This is a genomic window from Nesterenkonia muleiensis (assembly GCF_003600155.1).
GTDB classification, from domain to species: Bacteria; Actinomycetota; Actinomycetes; order Actinomycetales; family Micrococcaceae; genus Nesterenkonia; species Nesterenkonia muleiensis.
In genome coordinates this window covers 1-14746 of record NZ_QWLD01000054.1, presented here as the reverse complement: position 1 = coordinate 14746, position 14746 = coordinate 1, and the positions used below count along the sequence as shown (strand labels likewise).

Sequence of the window (14746 nt, the reverse complement as noted above, 5' to 3'; positions counted from 1 at the left end):
ATAGGCTGGAACGCGTGAGTGACGAGACGAGCGGAGTCTTCATCGTCCTGGAGGGCGGTGAAGGCGCGGGCAAAACCACCCAGCTGGAGCTTCTGGAGGAATGGCTGAACAGGACCGGCAGAGCGGTGCTGCGCACCCGGGAACCCGGCGGCACCGCCATTGGCGAGCGCATCAGATCTCTGGTGCTCGACCACGGCCAGGGCGAGGTGGATCCGCGCACTGAGGCTCTGCTGTTCGCCGCCTCCCGGGCCGCCCATGTCACGCAGAAGATCAGGCCTGCGCTGCACTCTGGGACGGTAGTCCTCTGTGACCGCTACATCGATTCCTCACTGGCCTATCAGGGCGCCGGCCGCGGTCTGGGCGTAGAGCAGGTGGCACAGATCAATGAATGGGCCACCCAAGGGCTGCAACCGGATGTGACCGTGCTGCTGGATCTGGACCCGGAAGTCTCCGCCGAACGCCGGGCAGCCCGCGACGGCGGGGACGCCGGAGACCGGATCGAATCGGCAGACATCGAGTTCCACGCGGCCCTGCGCCGAGCGTTCCTGGACCGGGCGGCGGCGGCACCCGCGCGCTACCTGGTGCTGGACGCCACAGACGCCGTCGAATCCATCCACCACGAGGTGCGCGCCAGGCTGGAACCGCTGCTCCACCGGGCAGGAGCGGCATCATGAGCAGCCCTGCGCCTCCCCCATCCCTCAGCCCCGCAACAGACTCTGGGGGGTTCTCGGAGCTGGTCGGCCAGCACGACGCCGTGGAGCAGCTCAGCGACGCCGCGGCGTCGGGCTCCCCCACCCATGCCTGGCTGTTCACCGGCCCACCCGGTTCCGGCCGTTCCAACGCCGCCCGGGCCTTTGCCGCAGCGCTGAACTGTGAGCAGGGCGGCTGCAGCACCTGTCAGTCCTGCCGCATGGTCTCTGCAGGCTCCCACCCGACCGTCACGATGGTGTCCACCGAGAACGTCAGCTACCGGATCGAAGATGTCCGCCAACTCATCACCACCGCCCAGGACCGGCCCCAGGGCCACCGGTGGCGGGTGATTGTGGTCGAGGACGCCGACCGGATGACCGAACGGGCCACCAACGTGCTGCTGAAGGCCATTGAAGAGCCGCCACCGCAGACCATCTGGGTTCTCTGCGCGCCGTCGCCGGCCGATGTATTGGTCACCATCCGCTCCCGCTGCCGGCACATCAGCCTGCGCATCCCCCCGGTGGAAGCAGTGGAGGCCCTGCTGGTGGAGCGCGACGGCCTCAGCCCCGAACAAGCCGGCTTCGCCGCCCGGGTCTCACAGAGCCATATCGGGGTGGCCCGGCGGCTGGCCGCCGACGTCGAGGCCCGAAACCGCCGCGAGCAGACGGTCTCTCTGCCGCTGAAGGTCCGTTCGGCCTCCCAGGCGGTGCTTTCGGCCGCCGAGCTGGTGTCCATGGCGCAGGCCGACGCCGCCTCCGAATCCGAGAGCCGCCTGGCCAGGGAGCAGACCGCCCTGCGCCGGTCGCTGGGGCTGGAGCCGGAGGAGAAGATTCCGCCCAAGCTGCGCACCCAGTTCAAGCGGCTTGAGGACGACGCCGCCAGACGCGCCAAACGCACCGTCACCGACTCCTTGGACCGCACGCTGATCGACCTGACTGCGGTGTACCGCGATGTGCTCAGCATCAAGCTCAACACCGGTGCCGAGCTGATCAACGAGCACCTGCGCGCTCAGCTGGCCGAATTGGCTGAGACCCTCTCCGCAGAGCAGGCCCTGGGCTGCCTGGACGCACTGAACACCGCCCGGACGAGGATTACCCAGAATGTGCCCCCGGCCCTGGCCATGGAGGCCCTGATGATGCACCTGATTCCTAGGAGACACCGTGGCGCATAACCGCCCGACCGTGCTGACTGCTGCTGGGGCCGTCGTCGCGCTGCTTCTGACCGGATGCACGGCAGAGGAGGACGATGCCCCCTTTGAGGACCACCAGCCGCCGGCGCACTTCCCGCAGGAGCCCCTGTCCGGACTGGAGTCGTTCTACGACCAGCAACCGGACTGGCAGGACTGCGAGGACGGCCTGTTCTGCGGGGTGGTGAGTGTACCGCGCAGCTACAGCGATCCGCAGGGCGACACCATTGACATCGAGTTTGTCGCTGAATCGTTGGACGATCAGCCGTTCCTGGTGGTGAATCCCGGCGGCCCAGGAGCCTCCGGAACCGAACTGGTGGTTGAGCAGGCGAACCTGATCTTCAGCTCCCGGCTGCGCGAGGAGTACAACATTGTCGGGTTCGACCCCAGGGGTGTTTCCCGCTCGGAGCCTGTGGAGTGCATGGACGACGCCGACTACGACCTGTGGAACCAGATGACCGGGGAGGCCGAGCTGGACGGTGAGCTGGAGCTCAGTGATGCCGAGCTCGATGAGGTCATCGCGCAGTGCGAGCAGCTCAGCGGGGACATCATCGAGCACATCGACACCATCTCCGCCGCCCGGGACGTGGATATCCTCCGCGCGGCTCTGGACGAGAATGAGCTGCACTACTTCGGCATGTCCTACGGCACCAAGCTGGGGCTGGCCTATGCGGAGCTGTTCCCTGACCGGATCGGCCGGTGGGCCCTGGATGCGGTGATGGATGTCTCGCTGAGCCTCAACGGCATCACCGAGGACCAGGCCGCCGGGTTCGAGCGGCAGCTGAGGGACTTCACCCAGTGGTGTGCCGATCATCAGGACTGCCCGATCGACGGCGGGGCCGAGGACGTGATGGAGGGGATCAGCGAACGGGTCGATGACCTGTGGGCCAACCCGGTGACAGGCCCGGATGGACGGCTGATCACCGCGAACACCGTCTTCAGCGGCTTGTCCACCACAATGTACCTCCCCGGCGGGAACACTGTGTTGCTGGAGGCTCTGCAGCAATGGGTGGAGGAGGACGACGCAGAATACTTCCAGCTGCTCTCCGACGCTGCCGCCGGCAGGAACGCCGACGGCAGCTATGACTGGATCTCCAGCTGGTCCTTCCGCACCATCATGTGCCTGGACTACCCCGAAGACGGAGAGGGCCTCTCCAGCCCAGGCCTGCTGGATGATGAAGAAGCTCCGTTCACCGAGCAGTTCGTAGCGCCGAATACTGAGTTCTGCGATGCGCTTCCCGGAGAGCGCGCCGGCAGACCGTGGGAGCCCAGTGCTGAGCTGCCACAGATGCTGCTGATCGGCGGGTCTCAGGATGCGGCGACTCCCGTGGAATGGGCGGAGAACATCGACAGCCTGCTGCCCAACGCGTCGCTGCTGATCTATGAGGGGGACGGTCATATCTCCTATGGGCCGACCAACTCCTGTGTGACTGAGATTGTCGATGACTACCTGGTAGACGGAGAGCTCTTTGAAGGTCGCGAGGAATGCTGAACCTAGCAGGGTGACATACGTCACTGCTAACCTGGAGGTGCCGTGACAAAGAGGTCACCGCAGCCTGATACGAGGAGGCAGCCATGGTGCTGGATATACACGGATCATTGGGGGTCTTAGTCGGGTTCGACGGCTCCGACCATGCTACCCGGGCTCTGCGCTGGAGCGCGGTGGAGGCACGGCGTCACGGTCTGCCGATCACGGTGATCACCGCTTTCACGGTTCCTCGTGCGATCGCCGGGTACACCGACAGCGTCACTGAGGTGACCGGAGACACGCTGGCCCGCCGGGGAGCGGAGGCCACTTTGGACAGCGCCCGGGAGATCTTGAAGGATTTTCCCGGTGAGGCACAGTTCCACGTCGAATACGGCGATGCTGCCGGGGTCATGGTGGCCCACTCCTCCAACGCGGAGCTGGCGGTGGTGGGCGCACGCGGTCGAGGTGGCTTCATCGGCCGTGTGCTGGGCTCAGTCGCCTCTGCCCTGCCCTCGCATGCCGCATGCCCAACAGTGGTGATCGACAAGAACTATGACCTCACCACAGGCGATGACCCGTGGCTCAGCAATGACGAACGCCCGGTGACGGTGGGAATGGACTCCTCGCACGGAGCCAAGCTTGCTGCGCTCAAGGCAGCAGAGGTCGCTGCCGCCCACCACGTGCCACTGCGAGTGGTGATGGGCGCACCCCCGCTGGACGGCGCGCTTCTGTGGTATCCGGAACTCGGACCTCGTGAGGATGAGCACAACCAGCGGCGCCGGGAACTGGAGGATCGGCTTCAGGTGATCGTCCGGTGGCTCTCGGAGCATTTCGAGAACCTGGTGATCAGCTGCGCGGTAGTCGATGGCCTTCCCGTCGAGGTGCTGCGCGAGGAGACGCAAATCTCCCAACTGACGGTCGTCGGAACGCGGGGCCGAGGCGGAATTGCCAGCGCCCTGCTGGGGTCGACCTCTTCGTCTCTGCTGATGCACGCTGACGGCCCTGTCATGGTGGTGCCCGAAGCCGATGATCCGCGTCTGCCAGAGGAAGAGCACCCGGCGGCGCGGAAAGCCGCCCACTGACTCTGCGGAGGAGGCGCCCCGGTCAGGCAGAGATCCGGACTCCTGACCGGGGCACACATCTGCCCTGGTAAGATTGCTGACCGCGTCAATCGCGCGCCTCCTTAGCTCAGCTGGTAGAGCATCCCACTCGTAATGGGAAGGTCGTCGGTTCAAATCCGATAGGAGGCTCGGTGTGAGTTCCGCCGGCGGGGATACTCCGCTGGGCTCTGCACAGCCTCGGTGCGCAATCCTCAATCGCTTCGGAAGATCACGAGCAAGCTCGTCTCTTCACTCGGCTCAATCGGGTCGCGGTCAGCGGACGCTGACCATCACGCCTGAAGCCGGCGCGGTCGCTTACGCTCCGCGCCTCACGGGAAGGCAGACTCTGCCTCGGCCAGACACTGCAGCACCTGGTCGGCCCGGCGCCTGACGGCGTCGAGCTGCCCGTGCTGCAGGCGCACCATCGCCTCAGCCTCTGCGGTGGTCGCAACATGATTGGCGGCTCTCGACAGCCCGGAATGCAGTGCGCTTGCCCCTCGCGGAACGTTCATCCCAGTGGACGGGAACTGCTCATGCGCACGCCGGCAGAGCTGGTAAACGCGGGGAAGCTGCTCGGCCAGCTCATCGCCGACCACCACGAGTTGGTTGTGGACGGCGTTGTCTTCGACACCCTCGAGGATCTGATGGTAACGGTCCAGGCCGCGCACATAGCGGTCATGAGCCTGTCGCCACAACCCCTTGCCGAGCTCCTTGTCGATCTTCTTGGCCCGACGGCGCCCTCTGAACAGCTCCATAGTGCCGCCCAGTCTACGCGCTCGCCACTCAACCTCGAGGCCGCGCCGGTTCGAGCAGAATCACAGCTGTGGCGTATAGTGATCAGCTGGAAATACTCCAGGTGCGGTGACCGAGCGGCCGAAGGTGACGGTCTTGAAAACCGTTGTAGGCAACCCCTACCGTGGGTTCGAATCCCACCCGCACCGCGATCAAGGTCAGTCCACGTGCAAGTTGACCGCTTCGGGTTTCTTGGAGCCCTACACGTCCTGCGCCTTGGGCTCTTCATAGCGCCGATTCAACGCACTCATGGGGAGCACAGCGGCTGACAACGTGACGATCCCTGCGATCACCCACAACGCTACCCGTGGCGAAGAGCTGGCCATCACAACACCAGCAACGGGGATCAGGATCGGGCCCGCAAGCATCGTGAACATCATCCAGGCAGAGCTCGTTCGAGACATTAGCGAATCTGGGATCAGTTCCATTCTGAGCGTCGATAATCCCGCATTCACCAGCGATGAGAGAAATAGAATGGCCCCAAATGCAGCGACAGCCCCGATAAGTCCCGCAGTGCCAGGAGGGAGAAAAGGGTATATAAAGTACATGGGGACGCGCAGTAGGCTGCCAAAGAGAATAGTTCTGCGCACGCCTAGTCGGCCAATCACACGGCCGCTCATCCAAGCGCCCAAAAGCGCCGCGAGCGATGGAATCCCCATTGCAAGACCATACTGCTCAGGGCTGAAAGCCAGGTCCCTCAGAAAAAAAACTTGAGTCACCGGCGTCAACGCGGCAACAGCCCCAGCGAACAGGACCCACGAAACAAGGAGCCGCCGCAACATTGCGTGAAAGGCGAAAAAACGAACCCCGGCAAACAGCTCGCGGATCTTGCCTTCTCCTGCGGTCTGCTTCGGCACAAGCCCTTCGGGCTTGCGAATGCACACGATACATACAGCGCTGCCCAAAAAACACAGCGCGATACTGACCACAACTACGCCAATTGGAATGACGGCCACCAACGTTCCTGCCGCGATGGGACCGCAGATCATCGCCGCCCACGCAGCGCCCTGCAACTTCCCGACCGCGTCGGCACGCGCACTCGAGGGCACCAGATCCTTAGTGTGTGCTAAGGACGCGCTGCCAAACAAGACCTGCATGGCTGCGTTGCTGCACATCGCCAACAGAAGCACTGACGGGCTCAACTGCCCGGCGAATTGCAGGACCCCAAGTGCCGCGAAGACCCCGAATCGAACGCAGTCCGCGCCTATGAGAATCGGACGTTTCTTCCGGAATTCCGCGAACATCCCCGTCGGCAATCCCACAACAAGCGCCACACAAGCTGCTGCGGTCGCAAGCAGAGCGATTGTCCCCGAGGTGAGTCCAAGCACCTGGATCGCTAAGAGCGGTATCACAACCGTTCCCACCGCCGACGCGCTGTGAGCAGACACAGATGCGAACCATAACCATCTGAATGAGGGATCCTTGAACGCAGACGCGGAGACGGATGGGTCACCAGGCATTACGAATTTCTCGCTGCGCCCTTTCCGGCTCTTCATATACTTCCTCGCCGATTGACGCCTCTGGATGATCCTTGTCCGTTCCCGAAGTAACACAACGCTACCAGGGTGTTCTGCCGTTTCGAGCCGACATGGCTTCCACCACCTCAGCAATGCGACACTAAGATATCCCGCTTCACTACAAAAGGTCCTACTACGCAACAGTGACCTCCACAACGTCACGTTGGAACTGAACGTGAACCATGGGAGCCATTCGACGGAGTCTCCCGTCTCTCACCAGCGCTACTCGACCATCGAGAACAATGCTGCCCATCATGACAGCGAGCACAATGCATGTTATTATCTGAGTATGAATGCGGATAATAAGATTTGCGGGATGGAACCGTCATCGCAGTACGTCGATCTCGCCGCCGAGGTGCTGGGCATACTGTCGGAGCCGACCAGGATCAGGATCGTGCTCGCGCTGCGGCGGACCGATGAGTTGCCGGTCAACTCGCTGGCCGAGATCGTGGGCAAGACGCCGTCGGGGGTGTCGCAGCATCTGGCCCGGTTGCGAATGGCGAGGATGGTCACGACCCGGCAGGAAGGCACCAGCGTTCTCTACCGTCTCACCGATGAGCACCCCCTGGCCGTGGTCGTTGAGGCGATCAAGCAGGCTGAGCACGCCGTCGGCAACGGTCAGTCCCCGCCGCACCATCACACGCCCCAGCAGTGACCCTGCCACCCTTGCCTTGCTCTTGACCCGCAAGGCAAGGTTCCGAACGCATGATCGCCGTGCTGAGAAACCCGACCTACGCGAAGCTGTTCAGCGCACAGGTCATCGCACTGCTGGGCACCGGTCTGCTCACCGGCGGTATCGCACTGCCGATCCTGCCGCTGGTCGCGACCGGGGGCATCGCCTGGATGGACGGTACTCCACAATGGGCGGCACTACTAACGCTCTGGGTCTCGCGGCCATCGGCATACTGGGGGCGGTCCTCGCTGCTCATACCTGGCAAAACACATCCCAGACCGTAACCCAGCCAGCAGACGAACTCTCCACACACGATTGACGAGAGCAACCCTGTACTATCAGTCTGAACGAGACTGGCCCGTAAGTTCGTTGAGCATGGACTTTCCCACCCGCAAAACGGGGCCTGGAGCCGCAGCGTGATGCCCTGCTACAGACCTACGCCATCGAGAATCTTCCGAGTCGTGTCCTGGCGGAACCCGAGTTCCTGATGAATGCCGCGCCGCGAGAACTGCTACTGGATCCAGCCGGACCCGCGGGTCAGCTTCCGCCAGGGGCCCGCCAGGCTCAGACGCTGGTGGGCCAGAGTCAGTGGGAACACCAGGACCACTATTGCTTGGACCAAGTTGTAGTTGATGAATGGGTGGGTGGCGATGGGGAACGCCGCCAGCCACATGAAGAGCAGCATCAGCGCGCCGGCGATCGCCGAGAGCCTCACGGCAATGCCGAAGGTGAGGCCGACACCGACGCCTAGCAGCCCCAGCATGAAGAGCCATTCGACCAGCACGCTGTCTGCCAGAGGCTGGAAGACATCCTGGAGAGTTCGCTCTGCGCTCAGATAGCCGAAAGTCGGGGACCCACCGGCAATCCATGCGTTCTCCGGGGCAGTGCTGAAGGTCAGTCCGAACGCTTTGTCGGCGAAGGCCCAGAGAAACTCCAGACCGATGAGAATGCGCACAGCTGCCAGCACGTACCACACGGCACCTGAGGTTTTCGATGAAGCAATTGATCGGCGAGTTTTCGTGGTCTCCATCGGAGCCTCCCGTGTCTTCTACAGCTTGTAGAAAACAGCTTACCGGGACAGTGCGTAACAGGCGAGGGACCGCCCACCCACCCGTGAGGTGACTTTGGTCTCACTCCGCACCGGGCGGACTCTGACCATGACCCCTGTGCCGGCGGATGTCGTTTTTGCGGTTGGTCATCATCACCGACCCCAGAAAGACCAACAGCATCACGGTCAGACCGACCAACACGACGGCAATCAGCTGCACTGCGCTCATCACGACTGGTTCTTGAAGACCACCAGGAAACGGTGGGCCTCGTCGGCGGTCAGCGGGGAGTTGGCGGCCAGCAGTTCGGCCGCCTGATCGACGTGGTCATCACGGAGCAGCGCGTACAGCTGATCGTGTACCCAGGGCTCCAAGTCCTCGTGCGAGAGCGTGATTTTCTCATCACCACGCTGGACCTCAAGATGAAAACCAGTCTGCTCATCCTCAACTCCCCAGTCCTCAGGAATGGTCAGTTCCTGCTCGGGGTCAAACCCGGAGGCATCCATCAGTTCGCGGGCCTTGGCATCGAGGTCTTCATCGCCCTCGGCCGGCTTCGCCGACTCTTTCCCACCCGGGACGTCGGGGACCTGGTTGGAGTTCTCCCCGATGATCTCCCCGGTATTGGGGTCCGCCTCAGCCAATGGCCCTTCCTGGGGATCACTGACGGCGTCGGGAGAGTCAACCTCAGCACGTACATCGTCGATAGCGTCCTCAAGGTATTCATCGCGAACGCCGTCGCCGTCGCTGTTGAGGTCAAAGCCCTCTTGGAACCGGATTTCCGAGGGAGCGGGCTGCGGATGCCGGAAGAGCGCCTGGACCGCCACCAGGGAGTCCTGGACCGAGGCGCCGGTGGCCTCCTTGAACACCATCAGGGCCCGCTTGGCGTCCTCAGCAGCGATCGCCTGATACACCGCCTTGTGCTGATCATCGCTAAGTGCCAAGACGGCCCGGCGGGCCGTTTCCGGTGTGATTTCCTGCTGCATACGGTCATGCATCTTCTGGGCCTGTCGCTGCATCATCCTGCGCACGAGCAGGAAGACCACCAGCCCGAGGACTACGAGCATGAGGATTTCCATGCAGATCAGTCTACGGCAGGGGTCGGCCCGCGACTACGGCCCGCGTTTAAGTACCCACTCCGCATAAGATGTCCAAGTGAGTATCGATCTATCTACATCCTTCAAGGCCTACGATGTCCGCGGACTCGTCGGGGACACCATCACCGCCGAATCCGTCCATGCAGTCGGCGCAGCCTTCGTCGACGTCCTGGAGCTCTCCGGGAGCCGGGTGCTGGTCGGAGGGGATATGCGCCCTTCGTCCAAGGACTTCGCCGCCTCCTTCGCCGCCGGCGCCGCGTCCAGGGGCGCGATCATCACCGACCTCGGGCAGATCTCCACCGACATGTTGTATTACGCCTCCGGCACGCTGCGGGCACCGGGGGTGGTGTTCACCGCCAGCCACAACCCCGCCGGATACAACGGGATGAAAATGACCCGCGCCGGCGCGGTACCACTGAGCGCTGAGACCGGACTGGAGGACATCCGGGCTGCCGCCCAGATTTACCTTGATTCCGGGGAGCTCTCCAACAACGACGCCAGTCAGGACTCCGCCGATCTGCTTACCGACTACGCCGCATACCTCCGCTCGCTCGTTGACCTGACCGGGATCCGGCCCTTAAAGGTGGTCGTGGATGCCGCCAACGGCATGGCAGGTATGACCACACCGGCTGTGCTGGGTGGTCAGCGGCTGGAGGCACTGCCGTTGGAGATCGTTCCGCTGTACTTTGAGCTGGACGGCACTTTTCCCCACCATCCGGCGAATCCGCTGGAGCCGGAGAACCTGCGAGATCTCCAGCAGGCTGTTCGCGAGCACGGAGCTGACATTGGGTTGGCCTTCGACGGCGATGCCGACCGCTGCTTCGTCATCGATGAACTCGGTGAGCCCGTTTCACCTTCTGCAGTCACCGCGCTGGTGGCCCGCCGCGAAATCGCCAGGGCCAAAGCCGAGGGCGAAGAGAGGCCGGTGATCATCCACAATCTGATCACCTCCACGGCAGTACCGGAGTTGGTGGAGCGCGAGGGTGGCCGCGCCGTGGAGACCAGGGTGGGGCACTCCTTCATCAAGGCGGTGATGGCGCAGGAGTCAGCAGTCTTCGGCGGGGAGCATTCGGCCCACTACTACTTCCGGGACTTCTTCAACGCCGACACCGGGATGTTGGCCGCCATGCACGTGCTGGCCGCGCTCGGCGAGCAGCGACTGGGGCTCAATGAGCTGGCTGCGGAGTACAACCCCTACTTCGCCTCAGGTGAGATCAATTCAGAGGTTGCGGACAAGCAGGGCACGATCGAACGTGTCCTGGCAGAGTTCGCTCCTGAGTTCACACCAGGGTCTCCCGAGGATCTGATCAGCCGGGCGCGCAACCCAGAATTTGCCGGGGCGCAGACCACAGTCTCCACTCTGGACGGGGCCACAGTGCGCGCCGCCGACGGCACCTGGTGGTTCAACCTCCGGCCCTCCAACACTGAGCCCTTCCTGCGCTACAACGGTGAGGCGCACACCGAACACCTGATGGCGTCTGTCCGCGATAAGGTGCTGGACATCATTCGGGCGAACTGACCCGCTGGCCGGCTGGTGAGGGGACACCTCTCGGCCTCACGTCCAGCGGGCTGGGGTCCCCTCAGCTGATCCGGCTGCGCAGCTCCTCAAGCTCGGCTCGGATGGAGCCAGGCAGTGATTCGCCGAACTGGTCGAACCACTCCTCGATGCCTCGGAACTCTTCTGCCCACTCGTCAGGGTCGACTTTGAGCGCGTCCTCAATGTCTTCATCGGTGACCTCCAGGCCGCTGAGGTCGAGTCCGTCCTTGGTGGGTGTGAAGCCAATGGGGGTCTCCACGGCGTCGCCGGTTCCCTCCAGCCGCTGAACGATCCATTTCAGCACCCGGGTGTTCTCGGCGAATCCGGGCCAGGCGAAACCGCCGTCACGGTTGCGGCGGAACCAGTTGACCAGGAAGATTGTGGGAAGCTTCTCCGGATCGGCCCGGTCGGAGACCTCCACCCAATGCTTGAGGTAGTCACCGGCGTCGTAGCCGATGAACGGCAGCATGGCCATAGGGTCACGCCGGACGGTGCCGACCTGACCCTCGGCCGCGGCCGTGGTCTCCGAACTTAAGGTGGCGCCGAAGAAGATGCCATGGTTCCAGTCGCGGGACTCGGTGACCAGTGGCACGGTGGTCTTTCGGCGTCCGCCGAAGAGGATGGCATCCAGCTTCACGCCGTTGGGCTCGAAGTACTCCGGTGCCAACATGGCAGTCTGGTCGATCGGCGTGCAGAACCGCGCATTGGGGTGGGCTGCAGGCTCTGGGGATTCCGGCGTCCAGTCATTGCCCTGCCAGTCCATCAGATGAGCCGGGGCCTCCTTGGTCATGCCTTCCCACCAGACACCTCCGTCATCGGTCAGCGCGCAGTTGGTGAAGATCGAGTTCCCCTTGGCGATGGCTCGCATGGCGTTGGCGTTGGTGTGCCAGCCAGTGCCCGGTGCCACACCGAAGTAACCGGCTTCCGGATTGACCACCCGGAACTCGCCTTCGGCCCCAGGACGGATCCAGGTGATGTCATCGCCCAGCGTCTCGGCCTTCCAGCCCTCTAAAGTGGGGTCGATGAGCGCCAGATTGGTCTTGCCGCAGGCTGAGGGGAAGGCCCCGGAGACGTAGTAGCTCTTGTTCTCCGGGCTGGTCAGCTTGAGAATGAGCATATGCTCGGCCAGCCAGCCTTCGTCCCGGGCCATCACCGAGGCGATGCGCAGGGCGTAGCACTTCTTGCCCAGCAGCGCATTGCCCCCGTATCCCGAGCCGTAGGACCAGATCTCGCGGGATTCAGGGAAGTGAACAATGTACTTCTCCGAGTTGCAGGGCCACGGGACGTCTTTCTCCCCGGGCTCCAGCGGAGCGCCCACGGAGTGGACCGCCGGGACGAAGAACGCGTCAAGCTCCTCGATCTTGCGCAGCACATCGGTGCCGATCCTCGCCATGATGCGCATCGAAGCCACTACATAGGCCGAATCGGTGATTTCGACGCCGAATTTGGGATCATCGGCCTCCAGGTGCCCCATCACGAACGGGATCACGTACATGGTGCGGCCGCGCATGGATCCGTCGAAAACCCCGCTGAGGGTCTTGCGCATCTCCTCCGGGGCCACCCAGTTGTTGGTGAAACCGGCGTCGCGCTCTCTCTCGGAACAGATGAAGGTCCGCGACTCGACCCGGGCCACATCTGCCGGGTCGGAGAATGCCGCAAAGGAGTTGGGGAAATCTGGGCTGGTCAGCCGGGTCAGCGTCCCGGCTTCGACCAGTTCATCGGTGAGTCGGGTGTGCTCCTGCTCAGACCCATCCACCCAGTGCAGGGCAGCGGGCTGAGCAAGTTCTGCGATTCTGGCGACAAAGTCGAGCAGAGGTTTATGTGTGGTCGGAGCATCTTCGGCGATGTCCTGCGGCTTTGCACCGGGCCCCATTGCAACGGTGGTCACTGCTATATGCCTCTCATTGGATACAAAATTCTGGTCTTCTGCTCGTGGGGCTGGGAGCAGGCGCGGCGAGACGCGAGGCGTTGCCGCCCAGAGACGCCAACCTCATTGTTCGCGCCCGTCCCGCTCCGCCAGCTGGTCCAGCCTGCTGAAGCAGATGATGCTAACTGTAACGCGGAGATGTCACATTCAGATGAACAGCACCACAATTGTGACCGGATTCACATTCTGCGGCACGGCTGACCGCCGATCACTTCAGTTCCCCGGAGCGAAACCAACGCCAGCGGCGTCGGAAATACCTCATCCGCCGCCTGAACGCCGTGGTGGCTGCCTCTGCAGGCGGGCTCTGGGGCACTTCGATCTTCGACGCCGAGCTCTTCGGGAACATTGCGTCCACCAGCATGCCCGCAGCGTCCCTACTCTGACCGACCCACGGGTAGTGATGACCAGTGATCATCGGTGAGCTGTTGACCTCCAGGACATACGGCTCCACACCGTGACCGTCCCGGGGAAGAAGCATGTCGACACCAGCTAGCCGCAGACCGGGAATTGCGGTGGCCACCTTCTGCGCCATCGCGATCTCTTCGGGGCTGAGCTCATCAGTGGCATCGACACCATCACCTCCGCTGTGAACATTGGAATTGGGGCGCAGCCACACCTGCTGGCCGTGCCCAGGGACGGACTCAAGGGTGAGCCGCCGTTTCTTCAGCTCCTGAACCACCACCTCGTCAATGGGAATGTGATAGTGAACAGGGTTCTGTGATTCGGTACGCAGCTGGTTCTTCTGCTCGACCAGATCTGCGATCGTCGAGGTACCGTCTCCGATGACATTGGCCGGTACTCGCCGCGCAGCTGCTGCGACTTGGCCGTAGATCAGCAGAACTCGGTGCTCCACCCCAGGAACGAACCGTTCGACAAGAACCCGCTCAGAAAGCGAGGCCACTGCCGTAAAGGCTCTCTCGAACTCGGCAAATTCCGAAAGGCCTACGTGTACGGAGCTGCCCATGCCTTCGTTCGGCGGTTTGACCACCACGGGCAGCTGGTACGAAGCCCACGCCCACGCCTCATGGATCTGGTCGCTGAAGAAAGCGGCGTTGTCCGGAGTCTTGACTCCATGGTTCTGGAGAAGCCGACTGGTGACGTCCTTGTAGCGTGTGCACCGACGGGCCAGTAAATTGTTGAGATTAGAGCGCGCCCCGTCGAACCATATGCGGCTCTTTCCAACCTGCATGCTGAGGCGACGTTTGGAGTCCGGAGTTACTCGAATACCTTTGACCATCGCCCTATTGGCAATGAGGGTGCTGGTCAGTCCACCTTTGATGTCATGTTTAATGAGATATTCATAGGTATCCGAGAGTTCCACCACAACGCCCTTCATCATTTCTCGCTCATCTGTGCTGAATCACCCTGATGGGCACTCCACTAGCAACGATTCAGAGTAGGAGAGATATCTGGTTACTCCATCAACAGGACCAGGCTATCCACTGTTTAAATCCAGGGAACTCGCTGTGAGCTTCACTGTGAATCGTAAGTGGCTGAGGCGAATTCGCGAAGGCTGAGCGGTCTAATCCCTATAAGAGCGTGCGCCAGTAGGTGGTGTGTCGGTGACCCAAGACAGGCACGGGCCCCGGTAAAGGAAGAGGTGTTCTACGCCGCCTTCCTTCCCCGAGGTGACCCGTGCCTGCACTGCCATCATTCATCATCGAGCCCCTGTGGGAGCAGTTCGACGCGCTGCTGCCAGAACACATCGATACCCAC

The 14746-nt window shown here is 62.8% G+C and carries 14 protein-coding genes and 2 tRNA genes; 9 read left to right on the top strand and 7 right to left on the bottom strand.

All coding sequences use genetic code 11. The features are described from left to right. The first annotated feature begins 14 nt into the window (after nt 1-14). From tmk to DVO78_RS15995, 5 genes are all read left to right on the top strand, one after another. Nucleotides 15-674, top strand: coding sequence for a dTMP kinase (tmk, locus tag DVO78_RS16015; protein ID WP_120006387.1), 660 nt, complete (start codon nt 15-17; stop codon nt 672-674). Continuing rightward, nucleotides 671-1861 (top strand): DNA polymerase III subunit delta', encoded by a 1191-nt coding sequence (locus DVO78_RS16010; protein WP_120006385.1) that lies wholly within the window; start codon nt 671-673, stop codon nt 1859-1861. The genes tmk and DVO78_RS16010 overlap by 4 nt, the downstream gene beginning before the upstream one ends. Continuing rightward, nucleotides 1851-3368: an alpha/beta hydrolase gene (locus DVO78_RS16005; RefSeq protein ID WP_120006383.1), complete on the top strand. Its 1518-nt coding sequence runs from the start codon at nt 1851-1853 to the stop codon at nt 3366-3368. Before DVO78_RS16010 ends, DVO78_RS16005 begins: the two co-directional genes overlap by 11 nt. Before the next feature lie 83 nt (nt 3369-3451). Beyond that, on the top strand, nt 3452-4426 hold the full coding sequence (locus tag DVO78_RS16000) for a universal stress protein (RefSeq protein WP_120006382.1): 975 nt from the start codon (nt 3452-3454) through the stop codon (nt 4424-4426). 95 nt (nt 4427-4521) lie between these two features. Further along, a tRNA-Thr gene (locus DVO78_RS15995) sits at nt 4522-4594 on the top strand. A 179-nt stretch (nt 4595-4773) separates the two neighbouring features. Here DVO78_RS15995 and DVO78_RS15990 read toward each other — a convergent pair. Then, nucleotides 4774-5199, bottom strand: a complete 426-nt coding sequence (locus tag DVO78_RS15990; RefSeq protein WP_120006380.1) for a hypothetical protein — start codon at nt 5197-5199, stop codon at nt 4774-4776. A 100-nt stretch (nt 5200-5299) separates the two neighbouring features. Between DVO78_RS15990 and DVO78_RS15985 the strand changes: the two genes are divergently transcribed. Beyond that, nucleotides 5300-5385: transfer RNA gene (locus DVO78_RS15985), tRNA-Ser, on the top strand. Nucleotides 5386-5436: 51 nt separating this feature from the next. Here the strand turns inward: DVO78_RS15985 and DVO78_RS15980 are convergent. Continuing rightward, nucleotides 5437-6732 carry an MFS transporter gene (locus tag DVO78_RS15980; RefSeq protein ID WP_120006378.1) on the bottom strand — a complete coding sequence of 432 codons (1296 nt, stop codon included), beginning with the start codon at nt 6730-6732 and terminating at the stop codon, nt 5437-5439. Nucleotides 6733-7069: 337 nt separating this feature from the next. On the opposite strand from DVO78_RS15980, the gene DVO78_RS15975 reads away from it, so the two are divergent. Both DVO78_RS15975 and DVO78_RS15970 read left to right on the top strand, forming a co-directional pair. Beyond that, nucleotides 7070-7408, top strand: coding sequence for an ArsR/SmtB family transcription factor (locus DVO78_RS15975; protein WP_120006376.1), 339 nt, complete (start codon nt 7070-7072; stop codon nt 7406-7408). A gap of 50 nt (nt 7409-7458) precedes the next feature. Continuing rightward, entirely contained in the window at nt 7459-7710 is a 252-nt protein-coding gene (locus DVO78_RS15970) for a hypothetical protein (protein WP_120006374.1), read from the top strand. Nucleotides 7711-7937: 227 nt separating this feature from the next. Here the strand turns inward: DVO78_RS15970 and DVO78_RS15965 are convergent, their stop codons facing one another. From DVO78_RS15965 to DVO78_RS15960, 3 genes are all read right to left on the bottom strand, one after another. Beyond that, nucleotides 7938-8456, bottom strand: a complete 519-nt coding sequence (locus DVO78_RS15965; protein WP_120006372.1) for a DoxX family membrane protein — start codon at nt 8454-8456, stop codon at nt 7938-7940. A gap of 100 nt (nt 8457-8556) precedes the next feature. Continuing rightward, nucleotides 8557-8703 (bottom strand): hypothetical protein, encoded by a 147-nt coding sequence (locus DVO78_RS17650; protein ID WP_157984092.1) that lies wholly within the window; start codon nt 8701-8703, stop codon nt 8557-8559. Next, nucleotides 8703-9548, bottom strand: coding sequence for a hypothetical protein (locus DVO78_RS15960; RefSeq protein WP_157984091.1), 846 nt, complete (start codon nt 9546-9548; stop codon nt 8703-8705). The genes DVO78_RS17650 and DVO78_RS15960 overlap by 1 nt, the downstream gene beginning before the upstream one ends. A 76-nt stretch (nt 9549-9624) precedes the next feature. Here DVO78_RS15960 and DVO78_RS15955 point away from each other — a divergent pair, with 76 nt between their 5' ends. Then, entirely contained in the window at nt 9625-11085 is a 1461-nt protein-coding gene (locus tag DVO78_RS15955) for a phosphohexomutase domain-containing protein (protein WP_120006368.1), read from the top strand. A gap of 61 nt (nt 11086-11146) precedes the next feature. Here DVO78_RS15955 and DVO78_RS15950 read toward each other — a convergent pair whose 3' ends face one another. Together DVO78_RS15950 and DVO78_RS15945 are read right to left on the bottom strand one after the other, a co-directional pair. Then, entirely contained in the window at nt 11147-12976 is a 1830-nt protein-coding gene (locus DVO78_RS15950; RefSeq protein ID WP_120006366.1) for a phosphoenolpyruvate carboxykinase (GTP), read from the bottom strand. Between the two features lie 262 nt (nt 12977-13238). Then, on the bottom strand, nt 13239-14369 hold the full coding sequence (locus DVO78_RS15945; RefSeq protein ID WP_120006364.1) for an ATP-grasp domain-containing protein: 1131 nt from the start codon (nt 14367-14369) through the stop codon (nt 13239-13241). Between the last annotated feature and the right edge of the window lie 377 nt (nt 14370-14746).

Excerpts from the sequence above, each read along its gene's own strand:
- DVO78_RS16010 (WP_120006385.1), top strand. The coding sequence starts at position 671 with ATGAGCAGCCCTGCGCCTCCCCCATCCCTCAGCCCCGCAACAGACTCT.
- DVO78_RS16000 (WP_120006382.1), top strand. The coding sequence starts at position 3,452 with ATGGTGCTGGATATACACGGATCATTGGGGGTCTTAGTCGGGTTCGAC.
- DVO78_RS15990 (WP_120006380.1), bottom strand. The coding sequence starts at position 5,199 with ATGGAGCTGTTCAGAGGGCGCCGTCGGGCCAAGAAGATCGACAAGGAG.
- DVO78_RS15980 (WP_120006378.1), bottom strand. The coding sequence starts at position 6,732 with ATGAAGAGCCGGAAAGGGCGCAGCGAGAAATTCGTAATGCCTGGTGAC.
- DVO78_RS15975 (WP_120006376.1), top strand. The coding sequence starts at position 7,070 with ATGGAACCGTCATCGCAGTACGTCGATCTCGCCGCCGAGGTGCTGGGC.
- DVO78_RS15970 (WP_120006374.1), top strand. The coding sequence starts at position 7,459 with ATGATCGCCGTGCTGAGAAACCCGACCTACGCGAAGCTGTTCAGCGCA.
- DVO78_RS15965 (WP_120006372.1), bottom strand. The coding sequence starts at position 8,456 with ATGGAGACCACGAAAACTCGCCGATCAATTGCTTCATCGAAAACCTCA.
- DVO78_RS17650 (WP_157984092.1), bottom strand. The coding sequence starts at position 8,703 with ATGAGCGCAGTGCAGCTGATTGCCGTCGTGTTGGTCGGTCTGACCGTG.
- DVO78_RS15960 (WP_157984091.1), bottom strand. The coding sequence starts at position 9,548 with ATGGAAATCCTCATGCTCGTAGTCCTCGGGCTGGTGGTCTTCCTGCTC.
- DVO78_RS15950 (WP_120006366.1), bottom strand. The coding sequence starts at position 12,976 with ATGGGGCCCGGTGCAAAGCCGCAGGACATCGCCGAAGATGCTCCGACC.
- DVO78_RS15945 (WP_120006364.1), bottom strand. The coding sequence starts at position 14,369 with ATGATGAAGGGCGTTGTGGTGGAACTCTCGGATACCTATGAATATCTC.